The sequence below is a fragment of the Alteromonas sp. ABV2_168 genome (assembly GCF_056161165.1).
Window position 1 is genome coordinate 83,653 of record NZ_JBSWYQ010000004.1, and the last position, 16,410, is coordinate 100,062.

Below are 16,410 nucleotides of genomic sequence, written 5' to 3' on the forward strand. Positions count from 1 at the left end.
CTTTAATTATTGCAAATGACAGGCTAACCCTGCGATTTTAATAAAAATTTACGTACAACTTCAATACTAAACCTTTCTAATTAAAAAAAGGGCTGCAATGCAGCCCCTAGAGTAGTTCGATCTGTTCAATCCATTCCTCAATAGCTTCATCCGAGAAGTACCTTCTCTTTGATACCCCAAAGACGTTCTCAAACTCCTGGTCGTCAACGTCATCAGAACTGATGAATTGAAAAATCTGGAATTCGAAGATTAGAAACAGCAAGCACCTCTCAGCAGGTGAAAAGTATTTCTTCCGAAACTCTTCAGGGAGCTGCTGAACTAATCCATCTGAGAGCACAAAGCCGTTAGTAACAAACTTCTCATCCTTGTGCTCATAGATACAATCCAGAGTATCCGCGTTGAAATACCAGCACACGCGAAATTTGTCAGGCCACTCGGTTCTTGTCGAACGTTTGAATTGATGAATGAACGTGATTTGCAGATCACGATGTTGCGTCTTCTTTGCCATAGTTATGTCCTTGTAGTAAACCTCGGAAATAACTAAGCTCATGGTGGGGGAATTTTGTTAAAGTGGGCTAACATCAATTGAGAAGGAAGACATAATGGGACTGAAGTTCTTGGGACTAGTTTATGGACTGTACCTACTTTATGAGGTTCTTCGTATAGGCTATGAATGCTGGAGCAAGAATCTCACTTTGAAACAGTGGTGGAACGCACCGCTGAAAGATGAAGAATCGACTACCTTTAAAGCTTGATTTTTACTTTAGATAAAACTTATATACACAATTTCTGCACGGAATCTTCTCCAGAGCAATAAAACAAGGGCATGGACGCGGGTTCAAATCCCGCCAGCTCCACCAACATCGAAGGGATGTAGCTCAATATCTATGAGTTACGTCCCTTTTTCATATCCATTGCAAGCAGCTTTACTTCTCTGTTTTTTCCGGCGCTGTCTTCTTAGAACCTTGTACAGCTTTATTCAGCAAATCCAGTTCCTTTTCAGTGAGGTTACGCCACTGGCCGGGACGCAGATTGCCTAAAGTCAGGTGCATGATGCGGGTGCGTTTCAGTTTGGTGACTTCATAGCCGAGGAATTCGCACATTCTGCGGATTTGGCGGTTTAATCCCTGAGTCAGGATAATGGTGAAGCGATCCCGGCCACGGGATTCCAGCTGGCAGGGTTTGGTGACTGTGCCGAGGATGGGTACGCCACGGGACATCTTTTGTAAAAAGCGTCCGCTGATGGGCTGATTCACGGTCACATCATATTCTTTATCGTGGGCATTTTCTGCCCGCAGAATTTTATTCACAATGTCGCCGTCACTGGTGAGCAGGATCAGTCCTTCGGAAGGTTTGTCGAGACGACCGATGGGAAATATCCGCTCTTTATGGCCTATCGCGTCGATGATATTGCCTCTGACGTGACGTTCCGTTGTACAGGTAATACCAACCGGTTTGTTATACATAATGTAAATCCGGTCTGATTTATCCGCAGCCACCGCACCGATAAGCTTACCGTCAACTTTGACTTTATCCCCCGGCGCCACTTTGGTGCCCAGTTCAGGGAGCTCATCATTAATGGTTACCCGTTTTTGTTCGATGAGTTTATCTGCTTCTCGCCGGGAACAGTGACCGGTATCACTGATGTATTTATTAAGACGTTTTGCCTGATCTGAACTCATAACGGGGAATAACCTTTAACTGACAACTTTTTATGAAGTTGCCAAGGATACATGATTCACGGCTTTTTCACTTAGTAAACTTCACCTGAGAATACTTTGCGGACCAGAAAATAGCCAAATTAGTGCTAATACGCGGAATCAGCGGATTAACGCTCTTTTTTACTGTGCTCTTCCGCCGGGGCAGCAGCCTGCTCACTGTCATTGTTGTCTTTGTTTTTGCTGCCGGCTTCGGTTACCACGAGGAAATAAAGGACCAGCATAATAGTGACAAAAACCACAACGATGATCATGCCTATGAAGGTGGTGCCGGTTGCTGCATAAGAGGGGGCAGCGAATAAAAATAACGGTAAAAGCGGAAGGTATTTCACCAGAAAACTCCGGAAGATGAACTGAGTGACGTATTATTCCTTTTCGGCGTCGTGGATCAAGGTGTAAGGGCTGCTTTTTTCTTAAAAACCGATCTGAATCAACCGGGCGTGTTATTCACTTCTCCGAGGACAATTCCTTTTCTGCCGTTTTGCTTTGCACGGTAAAGGGCCTTGTCTGCCAGCAGTATAAGCTCTACCGGCCTGGTGTTTTTGTCGCAACGCAAAGACGCAATGCCGGCGCTGACAGTGATAAAGTTACTCACTGCAGATTCCGGAAAAGGTACTGCCAGCGCAGAAATTTCATCCAGCAACGTTTGCGTAATATTGTGCGCCTCTTCAGCGGGAATACAGGGCAACAGTACAGCAAACTCTTCTCCACCATACCGTGCAGCCACATCATCCGGTCTGCGGGCAACCCTGCTCAATACTTCACTGATATTTTTCAGTACTTCGTCACCGGCCACATGGCCGTATGTGTCGTTGTACTGTTTGAAAAAATCCACATCCAGCATAACCAGATTCAATGTGTTACAGCTTCTGGCACAACGGCGGATGGCCTTTAGCAAACTGTTGTCGAAAAAGCGCCGGTTGGCAATACCGGTCAGTCCGTCTGAATTTGCCAGTACATCCAGCTTTTGATTCGCGGCCAGCAGTTCGTTACTTACCCGCTCGAGGGCGATGCGGTTTGCCTGACTTTCAAGAGTATTACTCAGAATTTCGCCGATGAGCTTAAGATAACGTACGTCGTTGTCCTGCCACTCATAGGGTGACCCCACCACATCACATCCGACAAATCCGGTAAGTTCATCGTTTATCCGAATGGCAACACACAAAATAGAACTGATATTTTCACGCTGAAACTCCGCCTTTTCTCCGGCGGCTTCCTCCGGCAGATCATTAACATCATTAATTCTGAACAGCTGCTCAGACAAAATGGCGCGGGTAAAGTAAGGGAGTTCTGTTGTTACCACGCCCTGCAATTGCTGCTTATAGGGCTGCACACCATTTGCTACCCATTCATGGGTATTGTCCATAGTGGTTTTGTCTGCAGAAAAACGGAACAGGTAGCACCGCTGAACACCACGGAACTTTCCGTATGCGCCAAGGCTCTGCTCTATCAGAGGATCCAGCTCAGCATGTTTTACATTGATTAATCTTGAGGTCAGTGTTGAAAGCAATTCGGTGAAGGCCAGCTGATTGTTCAGTAATGGCTGAGCTGACATAGGTGTACTGTGATTATTCAAGGTGTTTCCCTGCTACCTGAGAAAAAACAGCGGCTACTTTTTGCAACCACAATCTCTACAACAAAAGTATAGCCTATATGTCACAGAACGCATTTTATTAGCGATTTATCTTTAGCCTGTAGGTTATCCGGCAGCCATCTGCAAATATCGGATTTGTCAGGACACCCTACCCGCTTCACGCGCTGCCAACGCTTGAGCAAACAATACGGATTGTTATTATGCGTTTACGCCCAACTGGCTCATCTCTTGTTCTGGCCGGTTCTTTTTGTTTTTCGCTTTTCAACGCTGCCTGTGCAGATACCCTTTTTAAACAGGCTACGCTGTTCGACGGCACGGGTAAAAAACCTTTCGTTGCAGATGTGCTGGTAAAAGACGGCCGCATCAGTCAGATAGCCGCTTCCATCAGTGACGCGGGAAATGCTGAGGTTATAGATGCCAGCGGCAAAGCAATGTTACCCGGTTTTTTTGATATCCACGTGCACTGGACACCGGGTGGTGAACCTCCTTCTATTCCGGCCATTGCTGAGCAATACGTTATTCATGGTGTTACCACGGTCACCGATTTTCATTCTGCGCCGGAGTCTTATGCTCCCAAGCGCGCCTGGCTGGCGAACCTCAGTGCCCCGCATGTGGCTTTCGCTGCCAGAATGAGCACACCGGGTGGCCATGGTGCAATGTGGGCAGATAACCACACCACGTATAAAATTTCCACACCGGAAGATGCCGCTGTTGCCATGAAAACGCTGGCGCCCTATAAGCCTGATCTCATCAAATTATTTGCTGATGGCTGGCGCTATGGCCGTAAGGAAGAAAATACCAGCATGGATGAACTCACCATGAAGGGGATGGCTGATGCTGCTCACCCTCTGGGTCTGCCTGTTGTGGCTCACGTGGTAACGGTTGACCGGGCGAAGAAAGCTGCCGGTGCCGGTGTGGATGTGCTGGTACATGCTGTTCAGGACGGCGACGCAGATGAAGAACTGGTGCAGGCCATGCTGTCAGCTAACATGACCTATTCGCCCAGCCTGGCAGTGTATGAAGTCACAGAAGCGAAAAAGGCTTACTACGACGAAGAAGCACTGGCCATGGCAGACAACCGTCAGAAACACTCCATGTACAACTTAAAGTTGTTCAGTGAAGCTGGCATTCCTGTGGCTACAGGGACTGACGCCGGTATGCCTAAAACACCACACGGCAGTTCCACTCACCGTGAGATGGAGCTTTTAGTTGCCGGAGGTCTGACGCCGGAGCAGGCACTGGTTGCTGCAACCAGAAACAGTGCTGCCGCCCTGAACTTACTGGAAGACAGAGGGACTCTGGAAGCCGGCAAACGGGCTGATCTTGTGATCATTGACGGTATGCCCTGGGAATCCATCTCAGATACCCGCAAGGTTGAGCAGGTCTGGATTGACGGCGAACTGAAGGCGCGTAACAACACTCTTGTCACGGCGCAGCCCGAAGGCTTACCGCCAGCGGTAAAAGCCACTGCATTGATTGATGATTTTGAGTCTTCATCGGGCAGAACGGCATTAAATACGGTGTATATCAATCACCGGGATACCGGCGTAGGACATAGCCGGTCATTGTCTCAGCGGGTACCGAAAGAAGATGGCAGTGGCTATGCCTATTTCATGCAGGCTGCTTTGTCTAATAAGGAAGAACCGGAAGCTTCAGTACGGATGCACTTCACTCCGGGCGCTGTGGTACCGGTAGACGCTTCGGCTTATAAAGGCATCACGCTTTCAGTACGTGGCGAGGGAGAATATTTTGTTAGCCTGACCACGGGCAGCGGCGAATGTGAAACCTCATTCTCAGCCACCCCGGCCTGGCAAACGGTGCAGTTACCCTTCAGTGCATTCTGTGACGGAAAACTGGACAGTGCACAGTTGCTGATGCTGGAGACCGGCAAGCACGGTAAAGCCGGTGATTCAGTATGGATGTCAATGGACGACATCAGTTTCTATTAACGTAAAGCAGGCCCGGTTTTTGACGCCGGGTCGTGGCTTGTTCTGCGCCTGGTTTAGCAGCGCAGGTTTTTATTTACGGGAACCTTTTGCCTTTGCGTACAGTGCGTCCCATTCATCTGGTGTAACGGGCATCACCGATAAACGGTGCCCTTTTTTAACCACACCCAGTTGCTCTATTTCCGGCATGGCTTTGATTGTCGCCAGCGGAAGCACCGAAGCAAACTTCTCTTTAAACGTCACATCCACGCAAAACCAGCGGGGATTATCGCGGTCTGATTTAGGATCGTAATATTTGCTTTCGGGATCGAACTGACTCGCATCGGGATAGGCATCACGGGAAATTTCTGCAACACCGGCAATGCCAACGTCCTTGCAGCTTGAGTGATAGAAAAACAGTAAATCCCCGGCTTTCACCTCATCGCGCATGAAATTTCTTGCCTGATAGTTTCTGACCCCGTCCCAGGGCTCAGTTTTATCCGTACGGGAAGCAAGATCGTCGATACCAAATGCATCCGGTTCTGATTTAAACAGCCAGTAAGCCACAATGTCTCCTGAAAACCTTTTTTTAAAAATGCAGTCTATCACAGCATCCGATTTCGTGGACAACGTCCGCTTTACCCACCTTTACACAATACTGACACACACCGGAATACAGGTTGCTATTTTAACATCATGCCAATTCGGGCATCGACCACAGGAGCAACCTAATGGAAATCTCTCAACTAAACAGTGCCATGCAAACCGGCGCACTGACCGGCACCAGTAACGTTAACAGTATTAAAAACCAGAGCCCGCCACCACCGCCACCTCAGCAGGATGCATTATCAGAATACATGGCGGAATCCGGCAGTGATGAAGATGTAAAAGCCTTTATGCAGAGCATAATGGACATGGAAACATCAGGCGAATTTGATGCGCAAAGCCTTGCCGCCAACGCGCCGGCCACCATGCAGGCTTTTGCCGAAGAGAACGGCATCAATCTGGAAAGCTTTTTTCAGCAGAAGCACGATCAGCAGTCAGCCAGACAGTCAGCAGCTACTGATATGCCACCACCACCGCCAGGTAACAGCCAGACACAAACCTATGCCAGCAATGAACAACTGGGTTCTGCGTCCGCATCTCTGATGGACAGACTCACTTCCAGCATTGGCATTAATACCACCGCCTGAGCCGCCTGCAGGCAACGATGTGGTCTGCCGTGTGGCAACCGGGGGTTGAAACACGGCAAAAGCGTGCCGGACCGGGCACGCTTTTTTGTATTTAACTATCGTCACCCCGCGGGTAGCTGATATAATTACGCCTTTACGTCGTTCTTTCCGGTTTATTGTCATGCAAGCTACCATCAAGGCTGACCGCGGCCTGTTTTCCTATCCGAAGTACTGGGCTCATTGCTACGGTACTGCGCCATTTTTACCCATGTCAAAGGAAGAGATGGACGAGCTCGGCTGGGACAGCTGTGATGTGATTCTGGTCACCGGTGATGCGTATGTGGACCACCCCAGTTTTGGTATGGCGGTGATCGGACGGGTACTGGAAGCCCACGGTTTCCGCGTGGGTATTATTGCCCAGCCTGACTGGACCAGCAAAGACGACTTCATGAAACTGGGGAAACCCAATCTGTATTTCGGAGTAACTGCCGGAAATATGGATTCCATGATCAACCGTTACACAGCGGATAAGAAAATTCGCCATGACGATGCCTATACCCCGGGCAATGTGGGAGGCAAACGGCCTGATCGTGCGGTAACCGTGTATTCCCAGCGCTGCCGTGAAGCCTTCAAAGGCGTGCCGGTTATTGTTGGCGGTATTGAAGCCAGCCTTCGCCGGATTGCACACTACGATTACTGGTCAGAAAAAGTCAGACGTTCCGTGCTGTTTGACAGTAAAGCTGACATGTTATTTTTCGGTAATGCCGAGCGCCCGCTGGTTGAAGTGACCCACAGACTGGCCTCCGGTGAAGACATTGCAGATATCCGTGATGTGCGCGGTACAGCGATTATCGTAAAAGAGGCACTGCCGGAATGGCAGGGTGTCGACTCCACGTCTTTGGATCGCCCGGGCAAAATAGACCCGATCCCCTCGCCTTATCAGGAATTGCCGGAATGTGATAAAGAAGACACAACGTCCTCTGAAGCACCGGAAGCGAAAGGGGTTGTTATCCAGCCGGTTGAACGCCGCAAGCCCTGGGAACACGTGTATGTAAAACTACCTGCTTATGAAGTGGTAAAAGACAACAAAGCGCTTTATGCCCATACATCCCGTATTCTGCATCAGGAAGTCAACCCCGGCTGTGCCCGTGCGTTAATGCAACGCCATGGCGACCGTCATATCTGGATCAATCCGCCGGCCATGCCGCTGGAAACCGATGAAATGGACGCGGTATTTGATTTGTCGTACCAGCGTATCCCCCACCCGGTTTACGGTGATGCAAAAATACCGGCTTACGACATGATTCGTTTTTCCATTAATATCATGCGTGGCTGTTACGGCGGTTGTACATTCTGTTCTATTACAGAACACGAAGGCCGCATCATTCAGAGCCGTTCTGAAGATTCAATCATTCGTGAAATAGAAGAGATCCGCGATAAGGTGCCGGGCTTTACCGGTGTCATTTCCGACTTGGGCGGACCTACTGCAAACATGTACCGCCTGCGGTGTAAAAGTGCCAAAGCGGAAGCTACCTGTCGCCGTCCATCCTGTGTGTACCCGTCTATCTGTGCACATATGGATACCGACCATAAGCCGACTATCGATTTGTATCGCCGTGCACGGGAATTACCCGGCATCAAAAAGGTATTGATTGCGTCTGGCGTACGTTACGACCTGGCGGTTGAAGATCCTGAGTACGTGAAAGAACTGGCACTTCATCACACCGGTGGCTATCTGAAAATTGCGCCGGAGCATACCGAGGAAGGGCCGCTTAGCAAGATGATGAAACCCGGTATGGGCAGTTACTACCGGTTTAAGGAATTATTTGATAAGTATTCTGCCGAAGCCGGTAAAAAACAGTATCTCATTCCTTATTTTATCGCCTCTCACCCGGGCACAACGGATGAAGATATGCTGAACCTGGCAATCTGGCTGAAAGAAAACCGCTTTAAGCTGGATCAGGTACAGAATTTCTATCCGTCACCTATGGCGACAGCCACCACGATGTATCACACCGGGGTGAATTCGCTGCGTAAGGTCAATAAAGAAAGTGAACAGGTACCCTCAGCAAAAGGTGAAATTCACCGCCGTCTGCACAAGGCCATGCTGCGTTACCATGATCCGAAGAACTTTGCGCAAATCCGCGAAGCACTGAAGAAAATGGGACGTGAAGATCTGATTGGTCGTGGCCCTCAGCATCTGGTTCCGCCGGAAACCGCAGACGAAAAACGCCAGAAGGTGCAAAAAGGCAAACGGGGTGAACGGGCTTTAACGAAGCACACCGGTTTACCGCCAAAAGGCTTCCGCGAAAAAAATGCCTCTGGTAAAGGCAGAAACGGCGCAAAAGGGAAACCCGGTCAGCGCCAGCAAAGAGCCCGCTAAAAGCATAAAAAAACAGGAGGCATCAGCCTCCTGTTTCAGTTCGTTCCCGCCCTTAACTGTTTACACCTGAGTAATGCCCAGCCAACATAAGCGAGCATAGGTATGTTCAGTTGCAATGCCGGCAATGACATGGCATCCCCGCCGTGACAGATGACATAAGCGAACAGCATCACTAACACCGACAGCGCCGATAATCCAAGCCAGGCGGATTTATCCAGCGACTTAACCGCTACCGTAAGAGTGAGGTTGAGGGCCATCATTATCCAGAAAACAGGGATGAGCGGAATGGCAGCAAACATATCAACCAGCGCAGTAAGCGCCAGGGCCGATACGCTTCCCCATACTACACAATGCCATAAGCGTGTAGCCAGCGGCGGATTGGCCTTCTTCGCCAACCAGATTTCCATACCGGAAATACACAACACGGTAAGCATAAGGCCAAGAACGAAATACAACAGCTTAGAGGGAATACCGGCAAAATCACCGAAGTGTAAACGATACATGGCGTAAACCACCTGCTTGCCCCAGTGCCCGTCTGCATAGCCGGCTGTACCGAGATAATTCCCCGCACTGTCAAACCGGTAATTCTCTGAGTAAATCATTTTACCCGGCACTCTGGCATAAATTTCGATGAATTGCTCCGGTGTATTCACCTCATGCACGGTGAGGAAAATCAGCTGATTATCAGGGGCAATAGTGGCCATCTGTTCTACGGCTTTACCGATTTGCGGAGTCGAAACAGGCTGCGACAATTCAGGGTCCGGTGTGAAAATCTTTTCTATCACCGCATCACGGTCACCACCAAAATACAATTGAGCGACCAGCACCAGCACAAGACCCGCCAGACCAAAGTACGCACCGGTGATACCAATGATCAGATGAAACGGTGATGCCCACAAACCGAAACGGTTATGTAAATCAATTTGATACTGCTGACCGTTTCCGCCCTGCCGTAAACGGAAGGCATCTTTTTTGATGCGTTTATGCGCCACAATACCGCTTATCACTAACGTGACGATAATGGCACCCAGCGCGCTCACCAGAATCATGCCCCAGCTTGCCGGCAAATTGAGATACAGGTGCAAATCCACCAGCATTTTAGTGAAGGACACAGATTCCTCTTCCAGCAGTTCACCGGATGCACCGGCAAACCAGGCGGTGTGATCGTTTTCAACCACAAGCCTGGGAATATTCGAGGTTGGCAAAACGACGAAGAGATGATGAGTTTCTTCTTTATGTTCAGCAAGGAAATTAGCCATGGCGGTATCAATTACGTCTCCTGATACCGTTTCCAGTTCCGTAACACCCGGTTGCTCCCAGCGTTCAAATTCCTGATGAAACACAGCCAGCGTACCGGACCAGCACACAAGAAACAGCAATACACTTAAAAACACACCCACCCAGCTGTGGGCATTTAATGCAGCTTGTTTTGTTGTTTTATTCATACTGATACTGCCTGAAATGCCGGAATGAAAAGAAGATACGCTGCGCTGAGAGCACCCAGTACTGTGTATAGCGCAAGGGCTTTTGGTTTTGATGCAACGGCAAAGTAGTGATATCCCAGCAGGCCCCAGATAACCGGCAACAACACAATACAGGTAGCCAGTTGTCCTGTTTCTTTCATGGGCAGCGCCAGACTGACAGCGAGACTGGACAGTAAACTGACGACTAACAGCACGATCAGGATCACCAGATAATGACCGGCATGTTGCAACACCTCCCGTCTGACAAAACTCAACGGTTTGGGTGCCGGCTGATTTTTAGGTGACGGCAGCGTTTGCCGGTTTGCTAAAATCAACGGCCACACTCCGATAGCAGGCAGACAAAGGGCGAACACACTGCCAGTCTCCCAGCCGGTTGCCCTGCTCCACATGAAAAAAGATCCCGCGAAAGCGAGCAAAGAAAACCACAGCCAGGCACGATATTGCTTCTGCCAGCTTACATAAAGCAGAACCAGTGATAAGGCACTGATCCCGCAGGAAAGAATGATATTTGTCATAACGTCCGGATTGACCTGAAGGCAGGTTTGTGCACTTGTCCTGTGCGCTAGTCATTTAAACGCTAATAGTACAAACACCCTTAAGAAATGTAAAAGATATTCATTATCATTAATATCTCGAAAACTGCAGCGCAGTATACGCCGTGATTAACGGAGCAGAAAAAGCACCGGCGCAAAATATGCGCCGGTACGAAGGGATATGACACTCACACACAAATAAGTCGTAATCAGTGACCCATGTCCTTCTCACTGAAAAACAGCGAATACAATACCGGTACCGCCACCAGCGTGAGTAACGTGGCAAAGGTCAGGCCGGACATGATAGTCACAGCCATACTTGCAAAGAATGCATCCCACAGCAGCGGGATCATACCGAGAACAGTGGTTAACACGGCAAGCACTACCGGTCTTACACGACTGAGGCTGGCACCGACAATCGCGTCTCTCAGTGCTCCGCCCTCTTTGCGGCGCAGATCGGTTTCATCCACCAGTACGATGGCGTTTTTAATCAGCATGCCCGACAGACTTAACAACCCGAGTAATGCCGTGAAGCTGAATGGCATGCCGGTAAACACCAGGCCTGCTGTAACACCGCAAATCGCCATCGGCACAATAAACCAGATGAGCAATGCCTGCCTGACCGCATTAAACAGCAATACGGTGATCAGAATCATACTGAGAAAACTCAGCGGCAACTGCTGTCCCAACGCTTTTTGCGCGTCGCGGGAGCTTTCAAACTCACCGCCCCACTCAAAACTGTAGCCGTCCGGCAGAGGCATGTTTTCAATCACGGCTGCCACGTTCCGGCGGGCTTCCTCCGCGGTGTAATCGCCGGCGGGTTCTGCCTGAACGGTCAGCGTGCGTACACGGTTACGGCGTTTGATAATGCCGTCGTGTGCCTGCACATCAAACTCTTTAATTACCTGTGTGATAGGGATAAAGTCCTGTTGCACTTCACTCCATATCAAACGATCTCTGAGCCAGTCCATGTTCTGACGCTCTGATACAGGCGGGCGGATCACCACCGGGATTTGACGTTCGTCTTCACGATAAATACCTACGGTTTTACCTACCGTGGCAAATTCCGTTGCGTCAGCAATATCAGTACGCGACAGACCGGCAATTTTCGCTTTCTGCTCATCCACTACCGGATAGATGGTGAATTCGCGCTGACGCCAGTCCTGACGCACATCGGTAATGGTAGGCTCCTGACGCATTAATGCTTCAGCTTTTGCTCCCAGTTCCCGTAGCACGGCAGAATCATTACCTTTAAAGCGCGCCTCTATTTTCGCACCGGTAGCCGGACCGAAGAACAAACGCTGGGTAAATACATCAGCCTGAGGGTGCCGTTCACGAATTTGCGCCCGCAATTCGTTCATCACCAGCGGTATTTCTTCACGGTTATGCGTGCGCACAATTAACTGACCAAATGACGGGTTTGGCAGGTCCGGTGAATACGTCAGCATAAACCGGCTTGCGCCCATGCCGATGAAACTGGTCACGTTGACTACCTCGTCACGGGCTTTCACCAGCGCTTCTATATCAGCAATGTCAGCTTCAGTAGCACGGATGTCGCTGCCCTGAGGCAAGGTGTAATTAATATAGAAAATGGGCGTATTTGACGGCGGGAAAAAGGACTGCTTCACCAGCGCAAAACCCATTACGCTGACCGCCGTCGTGGCAACCAGCACAAGTACGGTAATGCGGGGAAAGCGCAGCGCTGCACCCAGTAACCCCTTGTAAAAACGGTAGCCTCCGCCGTCATAGTGACCGGCATCTTCACCAGCTTCTTTTTGGGTAAACAGGTAGTGCCCCAGCAGAGGCGTTACCGTAACAGCCAGAATCCAGCTGAGCAGCAGTGATATACAGATCACCGCGAACAGCGAGAACATGAAGTCGCCGGTGGTATCCTGTGAAAGTCCGATGCCGGCAAAGGCAAGAATGCCGATGACGGTGGCAGCCAGCAGCGGGTACTGGGTTTGTTGTGCCGCATCTTCGGCAGCGGATACCGAGTCCTGACCTTTATGCATGCCTAACAGCATAGACTCGGCAATAACAATAGCGTTATCCACCAGCATCCCCATGGCGATAATAAGTGCGCCCAGGGAAATCCGCTCCATCTGGATTTCAAATATCCACATGGTAAGCACGGTACCAAGTACAGTAAGCAGCAATGTACCGCCAACCACAACGCCGACGCGCCAGCCCATGACCAGCAAAAGTACAGCAACAACAATGGCAACAGAAGCCGCCAGGTTCACCAGAAAGTCGCTGATAGCTGTATCTACCACAATATGCTGTTCATAAATCGGCAGAATATCCACGCCAAGAGGTAAGTGGGTACGCAGTTCGTCGAGGTGCGCTTCGACCGCGTGACCTATATCTACAATATTCCGGTCACTGCGACCGGCAATGGCCAGAGTAAACGCTTCGTGACCGTTATGTCTGACAACCTGTGACGGCGATTCAGATTCCACACGGTACACACGGGCAATGTCGCCGATGTGCAGTTGTTCGGTGGTGCCGGGCACACCGAATTTCAAACCTTTAATGGTTTCTTCGGAATCATCACCGGCAGGCAAAACCAGCCGGATCCGGCGCTCGCCCAGACGCATGCTGCCCGCATTGGCAATATCACTTTCGGTCTGAAATACGCTGGCAATACTGGACATAGAAATCCCCAGACTGGCCAGCTTTTCCTGCGTCACTTCCACATAAATAGTTTCTTCCGGCACGCCGGCCAGTTGTGCCTGTGTTACGCCCGGCACAGTGAGCACTTCACGTCTTAACCGTGTTGCCAGCTCCTGGCGCTGACGGTCTGAAAAACCTTCAGCCACCACAGCGTAAAACATGCCATATACATCGCCGAAGTCATCATTCACCACCGGACTGTTTGCTCCTGACGGCAATTTCATGGCTGCCGCAGACACCTTGCGGCGCAATTCATCCCAGGCCTGTTGCAAATTGTCACTGTTGAAGTCGTCACGGATCTCCACCGTGATCTGAGACTGCCCTGGCAGAGAACGGGAGGTAATATCACCCAGTTGCGCCAGCTGCTGAATAGTAGATTCAAGCGGTTCGGTAATTTCCAGCTCCACTTCCTCGGCAGTGGCGCCGGGATACGTGGTAGTAACGATAGCGGTTTTCACCGCGAAAGCCGGATCTTCCAGCTTGCCGATGGCAACGACACCGGTGACACCGCCAATCAGGCAGATCAGCATGAGCAGCCATACTGTCAGCGGATTCTTAATTGAATAAGTGGCGATTCTCATAGTACAGGCTTCTCCTTGTTAAATTCCCGTACTGTCATACCATCCTGCAGGCTGTCTGTGCCCGCAGCCACCAGCCGCATACCGGCCTCCAGTCCTGCTGTTACCTGCGCTTTATCATCACGGATAAGACCTACTGTCACCGGGTGATAAACCACTTTATCCCCTTCCAGCCGCCATACCGCAAAGTCTTCACTGCCAGAAGTATCAACAGCACTCACCGGCACCCACAGACCGACCGGCCCGATGGGGTTTGCCACGACAATACGCGCTGTCAGCACCATACCCGGCAGCAAGTCCAGATGCTCAAGGCGGGGCAATTTAAATGTCACCTGATAAGTTTGCGTTGATGTATTAATTTCAGTTTTATGCTCCAGATAACTTAAAGTTACCGGTTTGCCGTCGTCACCCGAAATCAGATTGCCGTTTTCATCTTCAAGATAAGCCTGGTACACCGGGTTTTCTTCCACGGCGTAGCGCATTAGCTGCTCAGGAACATTCACGTGAACCCGCAGATAATTAATGTTCTGTACCCGCAGCACAGACTGATTCGGTTGCACATACGAGAACTTTTCAACCAGACGGTTAGTGATCAGCGCATCGAAAGGCGCGTGCAGTTCGGTATATTCAATATTGATACCGGCATTCTCCACAGCCAGTTCCGCATTTTCATAAGCAGTTTCCAGCGCATCGAATTCACTCTGACTGATGTAATTATCGTTCTGAAGCTGTTTTCCACGTTCAAAATCAGACTTTGCCTTGCGGAAACTGGCTTCAGATTGTTTCAGGGCCAGCTCGTAATCCTGCGGATCCAGGGCGGCCAGCAATTCACCTTCCGGTACCACAACCCCCTGACGGTCTGCCAGCTGGTTTATGCGTCCGGCTACCTGAAAAGATAAATCCACCGTACTCAGAGCATCCACTCTGGCAACAAAGTGTCTGACGACTGTTTGATCGTCTGCGCCGACCTCATAAACCTGAACCAACGGTGGCGGCGGCGCTTTCTGTTCCTGCGCTTCACCGCTGCATCCTGCGAGCAGAAAAGCCGCAGATGCTGCTGCGATTGCCATAATTGACGGTAATTTAATCCTGATTTTCATTTCGTGCTTCCTCTAAGGCAATCGCTTTATTAATTAATTTCCCGCGCAGGGCAATGCGCTCTTCTGCTGTGAAAGGACTGATGTCCATCAGCTCCTGAAAGCTTAGTCCATCAGCCGCCAGCCACAACAGGGTGCTTTCATCCACCGCGTCGCGCTGTTCAATTTCTTCACGTTTGCTTTGCATCATTTCGAGCATGGGTGCCAATAACGACGAATTTTCCACCGCCGCGACCAGCAAAATTTTGGCCTGATGCACAGCAAGCTTTTCGTGTGCCCGCTGGCGGGTACGCAACAAATTTGTCACCGGTAACGCATCAGCATGGGCTTTCTCAACTTCATACAGTTCAGTTTTCATCATGCCAATCATGCTTTCCACCATACCGGCCAGTAATGCATCTTTGTTTTTAAAGTGATGCATAACACCACCTTTGCTCATTCCGCACTGCTTTGCCACATTGTCCAGGGTTAGCACCTTGGGCCCCTGTTCAATAGCAATTTCTGTGGCAGCATCCAAAATACGCTTTCGCGACGTATCCGCTTTTGATTCTGTCATCACTCTTCCAAAACAAACCAACTGGTCGGTTTTTAAATCAAATAAGCGCTTTTGTCAAGCAATATGCAGATCTGTTTATGGATCAGAGAGGTTTCATCAGGCTCTCCCTACCCTTTACGTGGGAAATTCGTGTATGCTCACTGATTATTTTCTTTATTCTGATGTTGTAATGATCGCCACGACACAGCGGCACCTGGTGAATATAGATATCCTTCTCAGTGATATCGAAATGCAGGAAAGCGGTTTTTACGCCGGTGCTGAACATCAAAAATACCTGAATGATTTACTCAGAGAACTGTCAGCACTGGAAGGCATGCTTGAGCATGAAACGGTACACTCTTTTCAACAGGCAGTGAGCAGTGCCGGACTTGAAAACGTATTTAAGGACAAAAGACTGGTAAGCATTTACCAGAAGCTTATCAGCAACGTTCTGGCGTATTGGCATACCGTAAATAAAATAGACGACATCCTCGCCAGCCGCTTCGACAGCCATTCAGAGAAACGCCTTGAACTGCTTCAGGCAAAAGCTTCACGGGCAAAGTCGGTATTTAAAACCGTTGCCATGGCGATGGGCAAAAACGATTACTCCCAGTTTATTACCCTGCTGGGTTTGCAGCATACAGACTGGGCGTGGCGGGAATAACTATCACAGTACGGCGGACATAAAAAAACCGGCATCACAGGATGCCGGTCAGTT

The 16,410-nt window shown here is 49.8% G+C and carries 14 protein-coding genes; 4 read left to right on the forward strand and 10 right to left on the reverse strand.

Annotation, left to right across the window (positions count from 1 at the left end; translation table 11 throughout):
* Positions 1-106: 106 nt before the first annotated feature.
* The 4 genes from ACXAH4_RS08100 to ACXAH4_RS08115 form a co-directional block, all read right to left on the reverse strand.
* On the reverse strand, positions 107-508 hold the full coding sequence (locus ACXAH4_RS08100) for a hypothetical protein (RefSeq protein ID WP_474881413.1): 402 nt from the start codon (positions 506-508) through the stop codon (positions 107-109).
* Positions 509-926: 418 nt separating this feature from the next.
* The gene (gene rluF / locus ACXAH4_RS08105; protein WP_474845689.1) at positions 927-1,682 is read right to left on the reverse strand and encodes a 23S rRNA pseudouridine(2604) synthase RluF; all 756 of its coding nucleotides are present in this window, start codon (positions 1,680-1,682) and stop codon (positions 927-929) included.
* A 146-nt stretch (positions 1,683-1,828) separates the two neighbouring features.
* Positions 1,829-2,050, reverse strand: coding sequence for a hypothetical protein (locus ACXAH4_RS08110; protein WP_474845687.1), 222 nt, complete (start codon positions 2,048-2,050; stop codon positions 1,829-1,831).
* A 98-nt stretch (positions 2,051-2,148) separates the two neighbouring features.
* Positions 2,149-3,294: a sensor domain-containing diguanylate cyclase gene (locus ACXAH4_RS08115; protein ID WP_474881415.1), complete on the reverse strand. Its 1,146-nt coding sequence runs from the start codon at positions 3,292-3,294 to the stop codon at positions 2,149-2,151.
* A gap of 218 nt (positions 3,295-3,512) precedes the next feature.
* Between ACXAH4_RS08115 and ACXAH4_RS08120 the strand changes: the two genes are divergently transcribed.
* Positions 3,513-5,261, forward strand: a complete 1,749-nt coding sequence (locus ACXAH4_RS08120; RefSeq protein WP_474881417.1) for an amidohydrolase family protein — start codon at positions 3,513-3,515, stop codon at positions 5,259-5,261.
* A 69-nt stretch (positions 5,262-5,330) separates the two neighbouring features.
* Here ACXAH4_RS08120 and ACXAH4_RS08125 read toward each other — a convergent pair whose 3' ends face one another.
* On the reverse strand, positions 5,331-5,804 hold the full coding sequence (locus tag ACXAH4_RS08125) for an EVE domain-containing protein (protein WP_474881419.1): 474 nt from the start codon (positions 5,802-5,804) through the stop codon (positions 5,331-5,333).
* A gap of 164 nt (positions 5,805-5,968) precedes the next feature.
* On the opposite strand from ACXAH4_RS08125, the gene ACXAH4_RS08130 reads away from it, so the two are divergent.
* Together ACXAH4_RS08130 and ACXAH4_RS08135 are read left to right on the forward strand one after the other, a co-directional pair.
* Entirely contained in the window at positions 5,969-6,430 is a 462-nt protein-coding gene (locus ACXAH4_RS08130; RefSeq protein WP_474845679.1) for a hypothetical protein, read from the forward strand.
* A 160-nt stretch (positions 6,431-6,590) separates the two neighbouring features.
* On the forward strand, positions 6,591-8,792 hold the full coding sequence (locus ACXAH4_RS08135; protein WP_474881421.1) for a YgiQ family radical SAM protein: 2,202 nt from the start codon (positions 6,591-6,593) through the stop codon (positions 8,790-8,792).
* A gap of 35 nt (positions 8,793-8,827) precedes the next feature.
* Here the strand turns inward: ACXAH4_RS08135 and ACXAH4_RS08140 are convergent, their stop codons facing one another.
* The 5 genes from ACXAH4_RS08140 to ACXAH4_RS08160 all read right to left on the reverse strand — a co-directional run bounded on the left by ACXAH4_RS08140 (position 8,828) and on the right by ACXAH4_RS08160 (position 15,713).
* A complete protein-coding gene (locus tag ACXAH4_RS08140; RefSeq protein WP_474881423.1) occupies positions 8,828-10,237 on the reverse strand; it encodes a PepSY-associated TM helix domain-containing protein in 1,410 nt (469 codons plus the stop codon).
* Positions 10,234-10,791 (reverse strand): hypothetical protein, encoded by a 558-nt coding sequence (locus tag ACXAH4_RS08145; protein ID WP_474881425.1) that lies wholly within the window; start codon positions 10,789-10,791, stop codon positions 10,234-10,236. Before ACXAH4_RS08145 ends, ACXAH4_RS08140 begins: the two co-directional genes overlap by 4 nt.
* Before the next feature lie 227 nt (positions 10,792-11,018).
* Positions 11,019-14,063 (reverse strand): efflux RND transporter permease subunit, encoded by a 3,045-nt coding sequence (locus ACXAH4_RS08150; protein ID WP_474881427.1) that lies wholly within the window; start codon positions 14,061-14,063, stop codon positions 11,019-11,021.
* On the reverse strand, positions 14,060-15,160 hold the full coding sequence (locus ACXAH4_RS08155; protein WP_474845669.1) for an efflux RND transporter periplasmic adaptor subunit: 1,101 nt from the start codon (positions 15,158-15,160) through the stop codon (positions 14,060-14,062). Before ACXAH4_RS08155 ends, ACXAH4_RS08150 begins: the two co-directional genes overlap by 4 nt.
* A complete protein-coding gene (locus ACXAH4_RS08160; protein WP_474845667.1) occupies positions 15,144-15,713 on the reverse strand; it encodes a TetR/AcrR family transcriptional regulator in 570 nt (189 codons plus the stop codon). The genes ACXAH4_RS08155 and ACXAH4_RS08160 overlap by 17 nt, the downstream gene beginning before the upstream one ends.
* Before the next feature lie 133 nt (positions 15,714-15,846).
* On the opposite strand from ACXAH4_RS08160, the gene ACXAH4_RS08165 reads away from it, so the two are divergent.
* Complete coding sequence (locus tag ACXAH4_RS08165; RefSeq protein ID WP_119501029.1) at positions 15,847-16,356, forward strand: hypothetical protein; 510 nt, start codon at positions 15,847-15,849, stop codon at positions 16,354-16,356.
* The last annotated feature ends 54 nt before the right edge of the window (positions 16,357-16,410 follow it).